The organism is Stieleria maiorica (assembly GCF_008035925.1).
In the GTDB taxonomy this organism is placed as follows: Bacteria; Planctomycetota; Planctomycetia; order Pirellulales; family Pirellulaceae; genus Stieleria; species Stieleria maiorica.
Genome location: NZ_CP036264.1, coordinates 133233 through 149755, shown reverse-complemented (window position 1 = coordinate 149755; position 16523 = coordinate 133233). Strand labels below are relative to the sequence as shown.

Below are 16523 nucleotides of genomic sequence, written 5' to 3'. Positions count from 1 at the left end.
CGGCCCTTGCCAGGGCGTCGGCGGAACCGCGGCGGTTTTTGGCATCGTCGCATCGGTCATGGCAACAGCCCTCCGATCATTCGGACGCATTCGTCTTGAACACACTGCCGCAGCGCAAACTGCTCCTCCGGGACCACGGTCAGGGCCAAAAACGATCGCCACGGCGGATTGCGTGAGAACGTCAACAGTTGCTCTTCGATCCCCGTTCGGTCATTCATGGAAACGCGGTTTTGATACGGCGTGGGCATCTGGGTCGAATCCGGATCGACGACGCCGAGCGCGATTGCCGAGAACACGTTGGAGTCCGCTTTGTCGAGCGTCACGCTCGCACCGCCGGCCACATCGCGGGCGATCCAATACTTGCCTTTGTCGTCACGCACGCCCACGATCGACAACGGCGTGGCCAGGTGGTTGGTCAAGGTGACCGCATCGCCGCCCCACGTGATCTCCAGCGGACATTCGCCTTCGCCCGGCCGCGTGACCAGGTAATGAACCTGAGTCCGTGTGGGTAGAAAGTCACCGGAATAACGTCGATCGTCCCCGATCTGGTCGATCAGGTATTCGCCCGGTCGTGAGTCGTCGGCGACGTAGTAGTTGTAGTGGTTCATCATCTCCGAATGATGGACCGGCAACACAAACGCATCACCGTCAAACCGCAACCCCCGTTGATTGTCGACCACGGTGTAGTAGGTCTGGCGCGACTGGTCGACGATGGGATAACGAGGTGTTTTTCCCTCGCGCGATTCCGAGACCGGATGCCGGCCATCGATCCAGGTCAGCTGACGAATCCGGGCTCGATTGTCGAACCCATCGGACAGGAACGCATAAAACGCTAATCCCATCGTGGTCAGGAAGGCGAGCGTCGGAGCGAGGAAGTACAGCAAGTAAAGCCGCCCACGTCGCCGCAATCCGAAGTACAACAGCGGGCCCATGACCAACACGAACAGCCCGTTCAGGATGACAAACATCGTCACCGGCGGTTGACCGACCGTCGACATCAACCAAGCCCAGTAGCTGTCGTTGCCCGTGGCATAATCTACCCCGTTGCGCTCGCCCCAGCGCTGCTTGTCCATTTCCAGCGCTCTCCAAAACTGGAACGACCCCGGAAATGGATCCTCTTGGCCGATCAGGACAACGCGTCCCCAGCCGTAGTGCATCACGCCCAACCCGGCCGCCAGTTTCTTCCGCGACACCGTCTGTACCATCGGATGCTTGGCCGCCATCAGATCCTGATAGACCGACTTCCGCGTGGTTTCGCTGGCCGCCCCGTAGGCGTAGGAGTTGGAATAATACGAGCCATAGTTCCACGGCTGGTACTGAATCGCCGACAGGTCGTTGGGCTGATTGAGCGCCAAAGACGTCGCCTGATTGGCCGTGTACCGAAACACTTTGTTGATGTCGACTTGCTCGCCCGCCAACCAACTCGCCGACTCCAGCGTCGACGAACGCTCTGCCCTTTGAGTGGTTGGCGATTGCGACGCGGACTGTGTGGTTGCCGGTTGAGCGGTCGCCGGTTGCGGCGCCGCATAGGCCCAAATCTGGCCGCCGGCTGAAACCCATCGCTTGATCTCCGCCAAACGCTCCGGCTGTTCCTGCTCGATGCGTTGCAGCAACGGATAGGGCGCCAGGATCAGATCCAACTGGCTGTATCCGATCCATGAGCCCTGCAATGCGTCTTCGTCAATCAACCGGAATCGCGCCCAGCCATAGACGACATCGTCGATCAATTTCCGCGCCTGTTTGTCATCCAATCGCTTGATGTCGGCTTTGGTGCTGATCGGCCCTTCACCCAAGACGGTCACGATCGAACGAACATCGGGAAACCGGGCCCAGGCCGCGGTGGAGGTCGCCGCGTCGCGGGGAATCATGATCCCGATCGACATGTATTGCCCCCAATCTTTGACTGTCGCCGGGATCATCAGCTTCGAAGCAACCTTTCCCAACCGGCGACCGTCTTCGATGATCTGGACCGAACACGATTCCCAGCGATAAAAGTGCGGAACCAGGACCGGCAGATCAAAGGTCTTGACGTCCTGCGGAACCGTCGCGTCACAGGCAAATTGAAAGTCGAGCTCCGTCGCGTATTGGGTCCGGGGCCGGAACAGGATCCGCAACCGTCGTTGACGGGTGAACGACTTGCCGATCGCCTGAAACCGCAACGTGATCGGCTGGAACCCCTCGTTGCCCAACCGCTCGGTGATCACAAACATCGTGAACCCGGCTTGGGCCGGATTCGACGGCGCCGCCCCCAACTGGATCTCTTCGGCAGCGGCCGGAACCATCATCAGCGCCCAGCAAACTGCTACGCCCACGCAAAGAATCTGTCTCATGGGGCCTCGCCGTCGCAATGGACGGGCCCCGGTGTCACTGGCCCCGGTGTCACTGGCCCCGGTGTCACTGGCCCCGGTGTCACGTCGGGCATCCGGGTCGCCGGCACGTAAACCTTGGCCGGTTGCTCGGGCCCGATCGCCGCCGAACCGATCGTCGAAAACAAACTGGCCAGCGAAAACGTGGCCACGCACATCAACAACGGCAGCGTCACGACGGCGATCAAGACCGTTGTCAGCACGGCCCACGGCTGTCCGTTGCTGACCGCTTGTTGGACCACACCCATCGCGGCGGCGCACACGGTGACCAATCCGATCAACCATCGCAGCGAGATCTTGGGCAGAAAGGGTTCGGACGCGGTCGGGTCAGCCATAAAACTCTCTTTCCCCAGGGGCAATCGTTCCCCCAACATAACAAATCCTTTTCGACTCCGGCGGCTGACAACCGCTGCAGGGAAATTGGTCAAAAAATGGATTGGTCAAAAAATGGGGTGAACCCAGAGAACGCTCGCGTGGGGGTCGGAAGGTGGTTTGTCATTTTTTGACCACTTCATTTTTTGACCAATCACTCCCTGAAACAAAAAAACCGGGCCCGACAAGTTTCCTTGTCGGGCCCGGTTGTCGCGGGTGATTCGTGCGACCGCTGAGCGGCGATCAAAGACACTCAGCGGCTGGGTCGAAGGGCACGATCAGTTGCAGTTGGTGCAACCGGCACCGGTCGCCATCGGGGCGGCCGCGGCACCGTAGCTGTACACGGGCACTTGGACCGTCGTCGGAACGGGTTTGCAAACCTGAACCTGGACTTCCTTCATGGTCGTTTCCGGGATGCACACGGTGTACTCTTCCGGCACCTCTTCGGTCACGTTTTCACAAACGGTGACGTTGTAGGTTCGGACGCGTTCCTGTTTGACGCAAACGGTGTAGTTGACGTCGCGTTGGCGAGTCTGTTCTTCCATTCGAGTCTTGGTGACCGTGCGGGTGCCCTCTTCCGTCTTGTAGGTCGTTTGGGGCACCATGCGGGTGCGGGTTTCGTTCACCATTTTGGTGACCGGAACCATCTTCGTGTGGGTCTCGTTGCGATACTTGGTGACTTCGCGAGTCCGCTCTTCTTGCTTCGTCGAGCACAACGTCACCATTCGCTTACGGGTCTCGGGGACCATTTCGCAATACGGAACTTCGCGGGTGCGAGTTTCGATCCGAGTCTTCGGAACGTTGACCGTGCGTTTCCGCGTTTCGGTCACCATTTCGCAGTAGGGAACCTGACGTTCATGCGTTTCCATTCGCGTGCGTCGGACCGGAACTTCGCGGGTATGCGTCTCGGTCTTGTACTTGGTGACGTTACAGGTTCGTTCTTCGGGACGCATTTTTCGAACCTGGACGGTTCGCATGCGTTGCTCGGTGCGGTAGCGAGTGACGTTCACCAGACGCGTCTTGGTTTCTGGACGGCAGCGGGTGACCGGGACCTTGCGGGTCTTGGTTTCGGTGACGCAGTGCGTCGTCGTGTAGGTGTACGGCTCCTCGGTGGTCTGACGCTCGTAGGTCGTGACCGGCACCTCTTTGGTGACCAGGTTGGGCACCCAGACTTTGCGGTAGGTCACGACGGGGGCGCATCCGCTGCCGCCGACAACGCCGGCCGCACCGCCACAGGGATCGCACGCGGTGGCGCATCCGCCGCAGGGGTTGCAGGCAGTGCTGCATCCGCCACAGCTTCCGCATCCCGCAGCAGCGGCGGTTTCAACCGCCTGGCATTCGTAGCTGCCGTGGTCTTCGGTGACCGTCTTCATGGTCGTCACCGGGACGCACTTGGTGACCGTTCGTGTCGCGGTCTTGGTTTCCGTCACCGGCGTTTGAACCGTGTAGGTCTGCTCGACTTCTTCGGTGTAAGGGACCATCACCGTGTAAGGCTGCTCGACTTGCTCGGTGTAGGGGACACAGACCGAATAGGGCTGCTCGACCGTTTCGCAGTACGGGACCTGGACGGTGTACGTGTGCGGTTCGGTGTAGGGAACCTGAACGTTGTAGGTTTGCGTCACGGTGTCGGTGTACGGAACGCATACCTGGTAGGTCTCGGTCCGCATCTTCTTGACCGGAACCTGGACGGTGTATTCCTGCTCGACCGGTTCGGTGTAGCGGACACAAACGTCATAGTTTTCGGTGCGGGTCTTTTGGACCGGAACGTGAACGGTGTATTCCTGCTCGACCTGCTCGGTCACCGGAACGGTGGCCATGTAGGTTTCGGTTTCCTTGTAGGGGACACAAACCGTGTAGCTCCGTTCGACCTCGGTGGTCTTGGGCACGCACACCGTGTACGTCTGCTCGACCTCGGTCGTCACCGGGACCTGAACCTTGTAGGGCACTTCCTCGGTGTACTCCACGGGCACGCAAACGGTATAGGTTTCGGTTTTGGTGCGAACCTCCGGCACGTTGACCGTGTAGGTCTGTTCGCGGGTTTGCACCTTGGCCACCTGCCGCGTCACCGTCCGCATGCGGGTGCGGGTTTCGGTCTTGTAAGTCGTCGTCGGAACCATGCGGGTTTCCGACACCAGCTGCGGTCGCATGACCGTGCGGGTTTCATAGGTCACCGTGGGGCAATCAGCCCCGCCGGCCGCGACACAGCCCGAGCCGCTTGAGCAGCCGGTGCAATCGCCGCATTGGGCAAAGACGTTGGCCGCACACAACAGTGCGATGCACAGTCCTGCGAAGCCTCGATTCATGTTCTTGTTCATTCCAGTGAGTCCTCCAAAAAGTCTCACAGCCAGAGAGCCGATGATGAAAATACGGGAGAGTTTTTAACGGCTGCGTAGTTTGGGCTACTGCCCAGCCCCATGAATGTAGACCTGCCCGATCCCCTGTCAACAATTCGCAACGGACAGGAAACCCGAATCGCAGATTTTGCCTAAGCGATCAAAGCAGCACCACGGAAACCGAGCCGCACCGCTAGCGTCTGTCGATCCGACAGGGATCGACCGCGTCATTGGGCTGAAGCGAAAAAGTTCGGTAATTCCCGCATCCGCAATGTTTTTTTCTCAAGCGATCGGGCTCTCGGTGACGACACAGGTCCCGCGTTTGCCGCGGCGTCGTTTTGATCGGAATGGATTGTCGCAAGAAGGCGTCGAGACCCGATCAATGTGCACCGGTGACCAGATCGGACCGCACACCCGTGTTCGCATTGACGACAAATTGGCTCTGCCCCAGCGTCAGCGGCGTTCCCGCAGCCGGCCGCCGAGATTCCGACTCCACCGGACCGCACCAGACGCTTGCTCGCGACGTATCAACCAAGGCGTCCGAGGCATTCGATTTGCCCCCGGTGAACGTGGTTCCCATGCTGCTAGGATCCCATGGGAAGATCCCATGGGAAACAGAGGAGTGATTCGCATCGCGGGGTCTTCGGTGGCGAGGCAGCGCCGTCGGACTCAGGATGACGCACGGCCTCGGCCACGTGATTCGACAAGCCACACTTGATCTGCGCTGGGCGAGGAGTGAAGCATGATCTGGCGGTAGCGGATTCGTTGGAACGGACGAGCACCACTCGCGTCAAAGCAGGACAGCTTGCCGTTTCTGGGATTCGCCCCCGCTGCCAACCGCCTTCCACTAGGGCGGATGATCTGACCACAAGGTGGGTTGACAGGCAACTGAGACGGTTTGGGCGGGCAAAGGCCGGATTCGTTGGGGTTCGAAGGTGGCTGATGACGCGTTTTCTCGTATGATTCTTTGGTGAGGTAGTGCCGATGAACCGACGTATGTATGGATGTGCGTTCATCGATGAGTTTTTCGAGGCGGCCCGGGACAAGTCGCCTTCGCTCGATTTTATCCGCGTGGTCTGAGGCGTGATATGACTCGATCCACTTCCCCGTTCGGCACTGACGACGGCACCGGCCGCCCCGGTGAGTCGCCAGAGACGATTCGGCTGATCTGCGTCGGCGACAAGCAGACGCTTCCGCGCGGGTTCTCTGACAACGAAGTGCTGGCTCTCGATTCCTCCGCGACCGTGCTGGACCAGCTGGCTAGCCCCTCGATCGAGGGCGTCTGGATCGCTCGCGACTTGTTGCCCGAACTGGGCGAACTGCGGGGGATCTGTCAAAGCGGGCTGATGCTCCGCGATCTCCCCGAAGGCGCTGCGTTGCTGGATCACAAGATCCGCGTGCTGTGGGCCAACCGACGCCTGAAGGCTTGGGCCGGGAAGCTGGACGAAGATCCGACCGGCGAGACGATCTACGACCTGCTGGGCAACCCGGACATCATGGGGTCGGATCTGTGCCCCTTCCACACCGCGTTCTCGACGGGCGAGGAAAGCAGCGGAACCTTCCAAACCTCGGACAACCGTTTCTTCCAAGTCCGGGCGGCCCCGGTCGGGGACAATGCTGCCGAGCCCCATTTGGTGGTGACCGTCGGCGACATCACCGAAGAAATCCTGCAACAACAAAAGCTTGCCGCGATCCACCGCGCCGGACGCGAGCTGGCTGATTTGCGGCCGACCGAAATCTACCAGATGGGTGTTGACGAGCGGATCGATCTGCTGAAAGACAACATCCGCCATTATTTGACCGATCTGCTGAATTTCGAAGTGATCGAGATTCGGCTACTGGAACAGGCCAGCGGCAATCTGGTCCCCCTGCTGAGCGTCGGCATCGATCAGGAGGCGGCCGACCGAAAACTGTTCGCCCACCCGCAAGGCAACGGGATCACCGGGTACGCCGCGTCGAGCGGAACGAGTTACCTGTGCTATGACGTCGTCAACGACCCGCTGTTCATTCCCGGCGTGGCCAACGCACGAAGCTCGCTGACGGTCCCATTGATCTTGAACGACCAAGTGCTCGGGACCATCAACGTGGAAAGCCCCGAAGTCGCCGCGTTCAGCGAAAGCGACTTACAGTTCCTGGAAATCTTTGCCCGCGACATCAGCTTCGCACTCAACACGCTTGAGCTGTTGGTCGCCCAGAAAGCCGACACGGCCCAGCAGAGCTGCAACGCGATCCACAGTGCCGTCGCCTTGCCGGTCGACGAAATTCTCAACGATGCCGTCAACGTGATGGAGGACTACATCGGCCACTCGCCGGAAATGGTCGATCGCATCCGGCGAATCTTGAAAAATGCCCGCGACATCAAACAAACGATCCAGCAGATCGGTCAACGGCTGACACCACTGGAAGCCGTCCCGCCGGGGATCTCCTCGGACGAACACGCCCTGCTTCGCGGCAAACGCATCCTGGTCGTCGACGAAGACAGCACGGTCCGCGAAGACGCCCACACGCTGCTGGAACGCTATGGATGCATTGTCGAAACCGCCCGCGGCGGCGATCAGGCCGTGTTGATGGTCCGTGACGCCGGGGAAGACGACAAATACGACGTCATCATCAGCGACATTAAATTGCCCGAACACAGCGGGTTCCAATTAATGATGCGGCTGAAAGAAATCATCGATCCGGTCCCGATGATTTTGATGACCGGATTCGGCTACGACCCGGGCCACTCGATCGTTCACGCACTGCAAAATGGTCTGCATCCCAAGGCACGGTTGTTCAAACCGTTCCGACTGGATCAGCTGATCGACGTGGTCCAGACCGTGCTCCAGGCCGGCGGCGTCGCGCCGCAGGCCGATGCCAATGCCGATCAGGCCACCACAAAGTCCACGGTCGGCTAGGCTTTGTCCCCAAACTCGGCAACTGGCGTATGTGGATGTGGTCGCGGAATTCGCCAAGAATTCCGGCTTTTCCCGTGTGGACTGCCGCGCGTCGAAAGCCTTGGCGGCTTCCGCTACAGCGATCGCGGTGCCGCATAGGGGTTGAGTCGTGGCCGCACCGATTCACCGGCCGGCCCTCCGGGGCCGACGTGTTGCGAGTCCGAACGCGCGCAGACGTCGTCGTCACAGTAGCTGAAATCTCCCCCCGTGGCGATGCTGCGAATGTCGTCACACAGTTGCTGCGTTTGCCGCCATCGAGACCGCGAACGCAAACCTCCCAGACGGTGATCGCGATAGGCCAACGCGAATTCCAGCGGCCCCTCGGCCGTCCGCACGGTCACGACCACGAAATGCAAGCGATGAAAACACCCTGCCGGCCGCACCGACTCCACGCCAACATCAATGATTGAGGCGGGGGGAAACCGGTACCGCGAATAATCGCCTTCCATCGCCACGCCGAACGCATCGACGCGAATCAGCATCACGTCCTCGGCGGTGTCCAGCATGGTCGCGTTCCAGTTCTCGCGCGGCACCCATTCGACCAGGCGGGCCGTCTGGATCCAGTCAAGCTGTCCCGCACCAGCCTCCTGATCCGCGCGCCGCCTCCGCAGGCTGCGACGCAACCGACGCACCAGCCACTGGTTCATCGGCCACTCGGGATAGGTGCCCGCCCAAGAGATTTGGGCGACAATGATCAACGGAACCAGGACGGCCGCGGGCAACAATGCGATGCCCGATCCGACCCATGCCGACAAGAGAAACAACGGGGAAACGAAGCCGACCATCAGCACCGGGGCGAGCAACAACGACGCGTTGAGCATCAGTTTCCAGCCGAGCGTGAGCACCCGGCCGGCGTGGGGTTCCGGGACCGGTGTCACCGTGGCGAGCATCGAGTCGGCGGCGGACGGGTGCATGGAACAGGGCCGATCGGGGACAGCGTCAGGCGTGAAGCATCAAAACCCCAGGTTAATGGTCCGCGACCATTTTCCCAACGGATTTCCACCGCCGCCTGGTAAGTTCCTCGCGCGGCAGTTCGGATTAGACACCCCCATCAACCCTTCAATCGGAAAATCATGGACCTGGAATCGCAAGCACGACAACTGGTGGAACTTCTTGACGAAAAACGTCAGACACTGGTGCTGGCCGAAAGCTGCACCGGCGGGCTGGTCGCGGCCACGCTGGCCACCGTACCGGGCGTGTCGGCTTGGCTGGCCGGATCGCTGGTCGTCTACCAAGAAGCGAGCAAGCAGCGCTGGCTGGGTGTGGCCGAAGAAACGCTCGCCGAACACACCGCCGTCAGCGCCCCGGTCGCGCATCAAATGGTTGCCGGGGCGCTCCAGACGACCCCCCATGCCGACCTGGCGGCCTCGGTGACGGGGCACCTGGGGCCGAACGCCCCGGCAGAATTTGATGGTCTGATTTACGTCGGCGTGGGTCGACGCGGCCAGCCGCCGCGCACCTGGGGCGTGGAGCTGAAGGCCCCCAAGCGTGTCGGCCGGCAACGCGAATCGGCGCTCGTCGTGATCGAAACCTTGATCGGGGTCCTGGAACGGCTGAAGTAGTTTCAGGTTTCAGAGGAGAAACGCCCGCGCGGCGAAAAAACTTCTGGGCAACTTGCACAATTGGCGTTGACGCTTTCTTCGACTTTCTCAATATTCTCGTCTCGTCAGAAGCCGATAGGTTTTCTGCGAAGTGGGAGAATTTGCCGCCGAGGTGCGTTTTCGCCTCGGGACTGGTGATTTTGCTAACACCACCCGACCTCCATTGAGTCGTGACCATATGGGTAAAAAATCAAAGCGGTATCGCGCCGCGCTCGAAAAGCAACCAGCCAACACGCTTCCTCTGGACGAAGCGGTCACCGCGCTCAAGGCGTACGATTCGACCAAGTTTGATCAAACGGTCGAAATCCACATGCGGCTGGGCGTCGATCCGAACCAAGCCGACCAGATCATCCGCGGTTCGCTGGTGCTTCCTCACGGGATCGGAAAACAGCAACGCGTCGTCGTGTTCGCCAAGGGCGACGCAGCGAACGCCGCGAAAGAAGCGGGTGCCGATGAAGTCGGCCAAGAAGACTTGGCCAAGAAGATCAAGGACGGTTGGACAGACTTTGATGTCTGCATCGCCGCACCCGACATGATGGGATTGGTCGGCCCCTTGGGACGCGTTCTGGGGCCTCGTGGTCTGATGCCCAGCCCACGTGCGGGAACCGTCACCCCCGACGTCGGCAAGGTCGTCAGCGAGTACAAGGCCGGGAAGGTCGAGTTCCGCAACGACAAGGGCGGCAACGTCCACGCGATGGTCGGGAAGATGAGTTTCGAAGCTGACAAGCTGGTCGACAACATCAACGCGTTCATCCAATTCGTGGACGGCCTGAAACCGCAGACCATCAAAGGCACGTACGTCAAAGGCGTGGCGATCTGCGCAACGATGAGCCCGAGCGTGCGAGTCACGTGCTAGTCGGCGTCCCCGTCATCCCCACCTCAGTGAACCAATCTGATGAGTAAGTACGTCAAACAACTCGTGACCCGCGACATCCAGCGGCAACTCGACGGCGTCCAAGACGCCGTCCTGGTCAGCACCGTCGGAATGGATGCGAACACGACTAACGAACTACGTGGCGAATTGGCCGAGAGAAACATCACGATGTTTGTCGTGAAGAACTCTCTCGCCCGACGCGCCACCGAGGGAACCTCGTTGGCTGCGGCCTTCGAAGGTGCCAGTGGCCCTGTGGCAGTGTGCTACGGCGGCGAAGACTTTGTGTCGCTGGTCAAGGAAGTTGTCCGTTTGGACAAGGACGACGACAAATACGAGAAGTTCTCCACCACCGGCGGTGTCATGGACGGCGAACGTCTTGACGCCGATGGTGTCAAGGCGGTCAGCAAATGGCCCAGCCGTGAAGAACAAATCTCGATGCTCGTCGGACAAATTCTGGGCCCCGGATCCACGCTTTCCGCCGCGATGCTGGGACCTGGAAAAACGCTGAACAGCCAGCTGAAAAAGATCAGCGAAGGCGACGAGTAGTCGACCGCCACAGCTATCACCCCCCATTCCGTTTTTCAAACAACCGACCATTCGTTTTTTAAGGGAAACCTGTCATGTCTGATGAAGCCACTGCGGTTGCTGAGTTCAGCGCCGAAGCTAAAGAAATGGGCGACAAGATCGCCGAACTGACCCTCAAGCAAGCCAAAGAGCTGAGCGACTACCTGAAGGAAGTCCACGGCATCGAACCGGCCGCCGGTGGCGGTGTGGTGATGGCCGCCGCAGCCGGCGATGGTGGCGGTGAAGCCGCTGCCGAGCAAACCGAATTCGACGTCGTCCTGACCGGCTTCGGCGACAAGAAGCTGAACGTCGTCAAGGTCGTCAAGAACCTGACCGGCGCTTCGCTGATGGAAGCCAAGAAGATGGTCGAAGGCGTTCCCGCGACCCTCAAAGAAGCGGTCTCCAAGGAAGAAGCCGAAAAGGTCAAGGCCGAGATCGAAGAAGCAGGCGGTTCGGTCGAACTCAAGTAGTTCGAATACGACCACTGCAATCGCATCCAAAAAAACTCTGCGCCCCGAGCTCGCTCGCGGCCGCAGAGTTTTTTGTTGCGCCGACTGGCCTCCGCAGCGCGTCGATTGAATCACAACTGCAAACTCAATGCGATCATGCTAGCCCGACGCGTAAGCGAGGGGCCATGGGGCGCCCCTCGCTTACGCGTCGGGCTAGCACTTGGCGGCTTCCGCTACAGTTCCAGCACCTGCTCGACGCGCGGGGCGCCGTACTCGGCCGCCGCCGTCTGCACGACCAGATTGGGCGCCAACTGCGCCGTCCCGGCGTGATGCGTATGGCCACACAACACGGTCAAATGGATCTCCGGCCGTTCAAAGGCAAATCGCTTTAACACCGACCCGACTTGGCCGCAGACAAAGAACGGAGCCCAAAAGTCATCGGTCGTCTGGCCTTCGTACCAGCACGCGTCGCGAAACGGTGGCACATGTGTTGCCACAATCACGCGGTCCGCAGACGCCGGCAACGCGAGCAGCTTTTGCCGCAATCGCTCGGCCGACTGGGCACCTTGCTCGCGCATCAGCCGCGGCCAACGGATCGGATCGACCTGACGAAAATCGTCGATCGCGACAAAGTCATTCAGCCGCACGGGCGAGTTTTCATAGTCACCTTCCGTCCCATCGCCCCAACCGTCTTCCCCCGTCAGAAACTGCCCCGGCGTCAGCTCGACCGGACCGGCATCGGTCAAGTAGCACAGCGACGGATACTCACGTGCGAGCGACGTGACGCTGCGCCGCGTCGCTGCGATGGACGAACCGTAGAAGTCGTGATTGCCGAGCACGAAATAGATCGGCAATCGAATCACCTCTCCCATCCGCCGCAACTGAAAAACCACGTCTTCGGCTTCGGAGAGGTCACCGGTGATCACCAGCACATCGGCGGCGGCCTGGCGGACCTGGTCGATCCAAGTGTCCCAGTCCTTCAAGGCGACGTGGTTGAGATGAATATCAGACGCCCAAGCGAGACGCATGGAAGGACTCCCGGGGAGGAACCGCCTGGCAGACCGGACGGGGACCGGCCACGCCTTGCTCCCAGGATGGACCTGGGCTGCGCAAAATCATTTCGATTTTACCGCGTTTTCTTTCGCAGGATCTTGGCGTTTTCGATTCCGCTAAATCCTACTGGGATCAGCCGTTTGGCGCCAGCCTGCGGGCCTCCATCGACGCTGGGGCCCGAACGCTTGCGCGAATCGGCTGATGCCACTCGTGTTTCGCCGCCCGATGGCGACTGCGAGTCGACCATCCATCGCGGACTGATTGCGCTTGAATTCTGAACCACTGCAGAATCCAGATTTTCCTCGTTCCCGGGCTCCGCCTGGGAACGCACTGCAAGCGTGGCTCCCGCCACACGCGGTCGATCCGGACTCGAGGCGGAGCCTCCGAGACCCTCCGTTCCCGGGCAGAGCCTGGGAACGAGACGTGGGTGGGTACTCGACGACCGTTACTGTGCCGCGGCGGCCAGCTTCGATGCCGCGGCCAGGGCCTCCGCCTTGTCGGTCTTTTCCCAGGTGAACGTGTCGCCTTCGCGTCCGAAGTGACCGCCGGCGGTGGTGACCTTAAAGACAGGGCGACGCAGTTTCAGGTGCTCGATGATCCCGGCCGGGGTGAGCGGGAAATGCTCGCGGACGAGTTCACACAGCCGTTCGTCGGAAATTGCTCCGGTCCCTTCGCTGTCGACGTGCACGCTGACCGGTTCGGTGACACCGATCGCATAGGCCAGTTGGACCTCGCAGCGTTCGGCCAGCCCGGATGCAACGATGTTCTTGGCCACGTAGCGGGCCATGTAGGCTGCACTGCGGTCGACCTTTGTCGGATCCTTGCCGCTGAATGCCCCACCGCCGTGGCGTCCCCAACCGCCGTAGGTATCGACGATGATCTTGCGTCCGGTCAGGCCACAATCGCCGTGGGGTCCACCGACGACAAATTTGCCGGTCGGGTTGATGTGGTACTTGATGTCACCCTTGTCCAAGCCCTCGGGCAACGACGGCTTGATGACGTTTTCAATGATGAACGTTTTGATTTCGTCGTTGGTGACGTCGGGATCGTGCTGGGCACTGACGACCACGGTATCGATCCGAACCGGCGTGTTCCCTTCATACTCGACCGTCACTTGGGCCTTGTTGTCCGGCCGCAACCAGGTGACTTCTTTGTTGAATCGGGCTTCGGTGATCCGGTTGATGATGCGGTGCGACAGCGCGATCGGCAACGGCATCAACTCCGGCGTGTCCTTGCAGGCATAGCCGAACATCAACCCCTGGTCACCGGCACCGACTTCTTTGCCGCTGGCGCTGTCCGAATCGACACCCTGAGCGATGTCGGGGCTTTGGGTATCCAGCGAGACCATCACGGCACAGGTGTCGCCGCAGATCCCCATCTGGTCGTCGGTGTAACCGACTTCGTTGATCGTTTGCCGAACGACGTCGGCATAGTTGACCTTGGCCTGGGTGGAAATCTCACCGGCGATGATGGCCACACCGGTCGTCACCATGGTTTCGCAAGCGACGCGGCTGTTGGGGTCTTCCTCAAACAGGGCGTCCAGGATGGCATCAGAAATTCGGTCGGCCAACTTATCGGGGTGGCCCATACTGACCGATTCGCTGGTAAACAAAAAACGAGCTTGGCTCACAGATCTACTCCAATACGGAATAAGGGGCGGGTAAGCCGTCAGTCCAGACAATTCGGAGACGTCGGCGCCGGCGTGAAGTCGTTACAATAGTGATCCGATAACGTAGTTTGGACAGACCCTGCTGAGAACCGCAAGTCGGCATTCTGGCAGCGGAATTGTCTCGGATCTCGCGAAACGCCGCTTCTTGAACTCCACACCACCCCGAAACGATTCAGCGCCGACGCAGCCCGGCCCGGAGATCCAGCCGCATCGCGCGCCGCCCCTGCTGCTGTCCCTGGTCTTGCACGTGGTGTTGTTGATTCTGATTGCCTGGATCGCATCATCCGCCCCTAAGGGCAGCGGGGAAGCCGTTGACCGCCAGATCGGCATCGCGGTCGTCCACCGGTTGCCCGATCGCGACCGCTACGACGAGGTCACCGCGGAATCCGTGGAAACGGTCCAGGACGACGCCACCGACTCGGCCAGCGCGTCGGCCGCCGCGGCTCCGCCGGCGGACTTTTCGCCGCCGATCGACCTGCAGGGCGTCCTGTCCGCCATGCAATCGACACCGGCCCCGGAAAGCGGCAGCGGGATCGCCGGCGATGTCAAATTCGACTCCGACGCACTGGGCGACGGCGCGGGTGCGCCCAGCCGGTCCTCAACCGGGCAACAAGCAACGGCAAAACTTTTCGGGGTCTCCGGCAGCGGCACCCGATTCGTCTATGTGTTCGATCGCAGCGACAGCATGAACGGTTTCGGCGGGCTGCCGCTACGCAGCGCCAAACGCGAACTGATCCGCAGTCTGCAATCGCTTTCCCCCCAACAGCAATTCCAGATCATTTTCTACAACGAAAACGTCAAACCCTTTCAGTTGTCCGGGATGCCGATGACGATGGTCTCCGGCGAACCGAATCATCTGAAACGCGCCGAGCGTTATATCGAAGCGATCCAAGCTTTCGGCGGCACCAAACACAAAGGCGCCTTGCTGATGGCGCTGCGACTTGCTCCGGACGTGATCTTTTTTCTGACCGACGCCCACATCCCGCGGCTGTCCCAACTGGAACTCCAGGTGATCCAAGACCGTGCCGAGCGCGCCGGCACGACGATTCACGCCATCGAATTCGGCAGCCGCGCCGGCCCTACACCGGACAGTTTTCTGAAACAGCTGGCCGCGATGAACAACGGACAGTACCAATACGTCGACGTGCGGCAACTGCGGTCGGAACCGGCCCAATCACAAGCGGGCGAGGGGATCGAGCGGTGATCCGGACAAGGTGTTACACCAACCCGTTGCCGCAGCTTGTCACGGCCTGCTTGGTCGTGTTTGCAGCGGGGTTTTCAACCAGTGGAACGGCCGGCGGCCAGGCCTCCGCAGCGGCCCGGCCCCCGCACCGCGTGCGGTTGTCACCGCCGCTGGCATCGACCGCCGATTCGACCCAGCACTGGTACGCGCGCCCCCTGACCACGCTGGACGGGACGATTGTCACGTTCGACACCGACCAACTCTCGATCCTGATCGGCGATCAAACCGCCCCCACGCGGGTCGCTTCGGAACGCGTCAATGCGATCGAACTGACCGACGCTCCGGCCGATCAGGTCGCCGCGCTGGACTTGTTCCATCAAGGCGACTTCGCCGCCGCGCTGCCCGCACTGGTTCGCTGCATCAGTGACCAGGACGCCTCCGACCGACCGCCGGTGTGGCGTCAACAATGGCTGTCGATGATGGCGGCCCAGGCGGCGCTGCGATCCGGCCGTGGCGACATCGCGTTGGAGCTGGTCCGTCAGCTCGACGCCCGCCCCTTGCCCCTGATGATCCTGGGAATCCTGCCGATCGACTGGACCGGGACCGTCGGTGACGATCCGACCTTCGTCCAGACCGCCGCCGAACACGCCGCCTCCGATTCCCTGGCGGTCAAACTGGTCGTGGCCAGTTGGCTGCTGCGGTCACCAAAGTATCGCAGCGCCGCCGAAGCCGCGCTGGTGCGTCTGGCCGGACAAGAGGATCGGAGAACGATCGCACTGCTCGCCAGGCAGTTGACACACCGCACCGCGCCTCCCCCGGTCATCAAAGCCAATTTGAATTCCATCGAAGCGGAGATCCAACAGTTGCCGATGGCCCTGCAAACCGCCCCGATGATCTCCATGCTGAATCTGGTGCGCCAATCGGGCCTCGAGGACGCGGCAAAGAAATGGCAGCTGTTGTTGGAACTGGCTGCACCGACGTGGCATCCCGATTTACCCCCTGACGTCACCACACCGTAGCGGAACTCGCCAAGAGTTTCGGCCGTTCCCGACACAGACTCGTTGCGAGGCTCCGACTCGCAACGGAGGCGGAGCCTCACGCCAACTCGTCCCCAGGCCGGACT

At 60.9% G+C, this 16523-nt stretch carries 14 protein-coding genes; 7 read left to right on the top strand and 7 right to left on the bottom strand.

Annotated features, from left to right (window positions below):
• Positions 1-56: 56 nt before the first annotated feature.
• The 4 genes from Mal15_RS00560 to Mal15_RS00545 all read right to left on the bottom strand — a co-directional run bounded on the left by Mal15_RS00560 (position 57) and on the right by Mal15_RS00545 (position 5651).
• The gene (locus Mal15_RS00560) at positions 57-2330 is read right to left on the bottom strand and encodes a hypothetical protein (protein WP_147865962.1); all 2274 of its coding nucleotides are present in this window, start codon (positions 2328-2330) and stop codon (positions 57-59) included.
• The gene (locus tag Mal15_RS00555; RefSeq protein WP_147865961.1) at positions 2327-2701 is read right to left on the bottom strand and encodes a hypothetical protein; all 375 of its coding nucleotides are present in this window, start codon (positions 2699-2701) and stop codon (positions 2327-2329) included. The genes Mal15_RS00560 and Mal15_RS00555 overlap by 4 nt, the downstream gene beginning before the upstream one ends.
• A 315-nt stretch (positions 2702-3016) precedes the next feature.
• Positions 3017-5053 (bottom strand): hypothetical protein, encoded by a 2037-nt coding sequence (locus Mal15_RS00550; protein ID WP_233903207.1) that lies wholly within the window; start codon positions 5051-5053, stop codon positions 3017-3019.
• Between the two features lie 397 nt (positions 5054-5450).
• On the bottom strand, positions 5451-5651 hold the full coding sequence (locus Mal15_RS00545) for a hypothetical protein (protein ID WP_147865960.1): 201 nt from the start codon (positions 5649-5651) through the stop codon (positions 5451-5453).
• Positions 5652-6159: 508 nt separating this feature from the next.
• Between Mal15_RS00545 and Mal15_RS00540 the strand changes: the two genes are divergently transcribed.
• On the top strand, positions 6160-7968 hold the full coding sequence (locus Mal15_RS00540) for a response regulator (protein WP_147865959.1): 1809 nt from the start codon (positions 6160-6162) through the stop codon (positions 7966-7968).
• A 113-nt stretch (positions 7969-8081) separates the two neighbouring features.
• Here Mal15_RS00540 and Mal15_RS00535 read toward each other — a convergent pair whose 3' ends face one another.
• Entirely contained in the window at positions 8082-8921 is an 840-nt protein-coding gene (locus tag Mal15_RS00535; protein ID WP_147865958.1) for a hypothetical protein, read from the bottom strand.
• Between the two features lie 159 nt (positions 8922-9080).
• Between Mal15_RS00535 and Mal15_RS00530 the strand changes: the two genes are divergently transcribed.
• The 4 genes from Mal15_RS00530 (at position 9081) to rplL (ending at position 11516) form a co-directional block, all read left to right on the top strand.
• On the top strand, positions 9081-9569 hold the full coding sequence (locus tag Mal15_RS00530) for a CinA family protein (protein ID WP_147865957.1): 489 nt from the start codon (positions 9081-9083) through the stop codon (positions 9567-9569).
• A 217-nt stretch (positions 9570-9786) separates the two neighbouring features.
• Positions 9787-10464, top strand: coding sequence for a 50S ribosomal protein L1 (gene rplA / locus Mal15_RS00525; RefSeq protein WP_147871777.1), 678 nt, complete (start codon positions 9787-9789; stop codon positions 10462-10464).
• 39 nt (positions 10465-10503) lie between these two features.
• Positions 10504-11028, top strand: coding sequence for a 50S ribosomal protein L10 (gene rplJ, locus Mal15_RS00520; RefSeq protein ID WP_147865956.1), 525 nt, complete (start codon positions 10504-10506; stop codon positions 11026-11028).
• Positions 11029-11102: 74 nt separating this feature from the next.
• Positions 11103-11516: a 50S ribosomal protein L7/L12 gene (rplL, locus tag Mal15_RS00515; protein WP_147865955.1), complete on the top strand. Its 414-nt coding sequence runs from the start codon at positions 11103-11105 to the stop codon at positions 11514-11516.
• Positions 11517-11728: 212 nt separating this feature from the next.
• On the opposite strand, the gene Mal15_RS00510 is transcribed toward rplL, so the two are convergent.
• Entirely contained in the window at positions 11729-12523 is a 795-nt protein-coding gene (locus Mal15_RS00510) for a metallophosphoesterase family protein (RefSeq protein ID WP_147865954.1), read from the bottom strand.
• A 470-nt stretch (positions 12524-12993) separates the two neighbouring features.
• Entirely contained in the window at positions 12994-14178 is a 1185-nt protein-coding gene (gene metK / locus Mal15_RS00505; RefSeq protein WP_147865953.1) for a methionine adenosyltransferase, read from the bottom strand.
• A 184-nt stretch (positions 14179-14362) separates the two neighbouring features.
• On the opposite strand from metK, the gene Mal15_RS00500 reads away from it, so the two are divergent.
• Both Mal15_RS00500 and Mal15_RS00495 read left to right on the top strand, forming a co-directional pair.
• Positions 14363-15421: a vWA domain-containing protein gene (locus Mal15_RS00500; protein ID WP_233903206.1), complete on the top strand. Its 1059-nt coding sequence runs from the start codon at positions 14363-14365 to the stop codon at positions 15419-15421.
• A gap of 26 nt (positions 15422-15447) precedes the next feature.
• A complete protein-coding gene (locus tag Mal15_RS00495) occupies positions 15448-16419 on the top strand; it encodes a hypothetical protein (protein ID WP_233903205.1) in 972 nt (323 codons plus the stop codon).
• The last annotated feature ends 104 nt before the right edge of the window (positions 16420-16523 follow it).

Coding starts and splice junctions, on each gene's coding strand:
- rplJ (WP_147865956.1), top strand. CDS start 10,504: ATGAGTAAGTACGTCAAACAACTCGTGACCCGCGACATCCAGCGGCAA.
- Mal15_RS00540 (WP_147865959.1), top strand. CDS start 6,160: ATGACTCGATCCACTTCCCCGTTCGGCACTGACGACGGCACCGGCCGC.
- Mal15_RS00545 (WP_147865960.1), bottom strand. CDS start 5,651: ATGGGAACCACGTTCACCGGGGGCAAATCGAATGCCTCGGACGCCTTG.
- rplL (WP_147865955.1), top strand. CDS start 11,103: ATGTCTGATGAAGCCACTGCGGTTGCTGAGTTCAGCGCCGAAGCTAAA.
- Mal15_RS00535 (WP_147865958.1), bottom strand. CDS start 8,921: ATGCACCCGTCCGCCGCCGACTCGATGCTCGCCACGGTGACACCGGTC.
- Mal15_RS00510 (WP_147865954.1), bottom strand. CDS start 12,523: ATGCGTCTCGCTTGGGCGTCTGATATTCATCTCAACCACGTCGCCTTG.
- rplA (WP_147871777.1), top strand. CDS start 9,787: ATGGGTAAAAAATCAAAGCGGTATCGCGCCGCGCTCGAAAAGCAACCA.
- Mal15_RS00555 (WP_147865961.1), bottom strand. CDS start 2,701: ATGGCTGACCCGACCGCGTCCGAACCCTTTCTGCCCAAGATCTCGCTG.
- Mal15_RS00560 (WP_147865962.1), bottom strand. CDS start 2,330: ATGAGACAGATTCTTTGCGTGGGCGTAGCAGTTTGCTGGGCGCTGATG.
- Mal15_RS00530 (WP_147865957.1), top strand. CDS start 9,081: ATGGACCTGGAATCGCAAGCACGACAACTGGTGGAACTTCTTGACGAA.
- Mal15_RS00550 (WP_233903207.1), bottom strand. CDS start 5,053: ATGAACAAGAACATGAATCGAGGCTTCGCAGGACTGTGCATCGCACTG.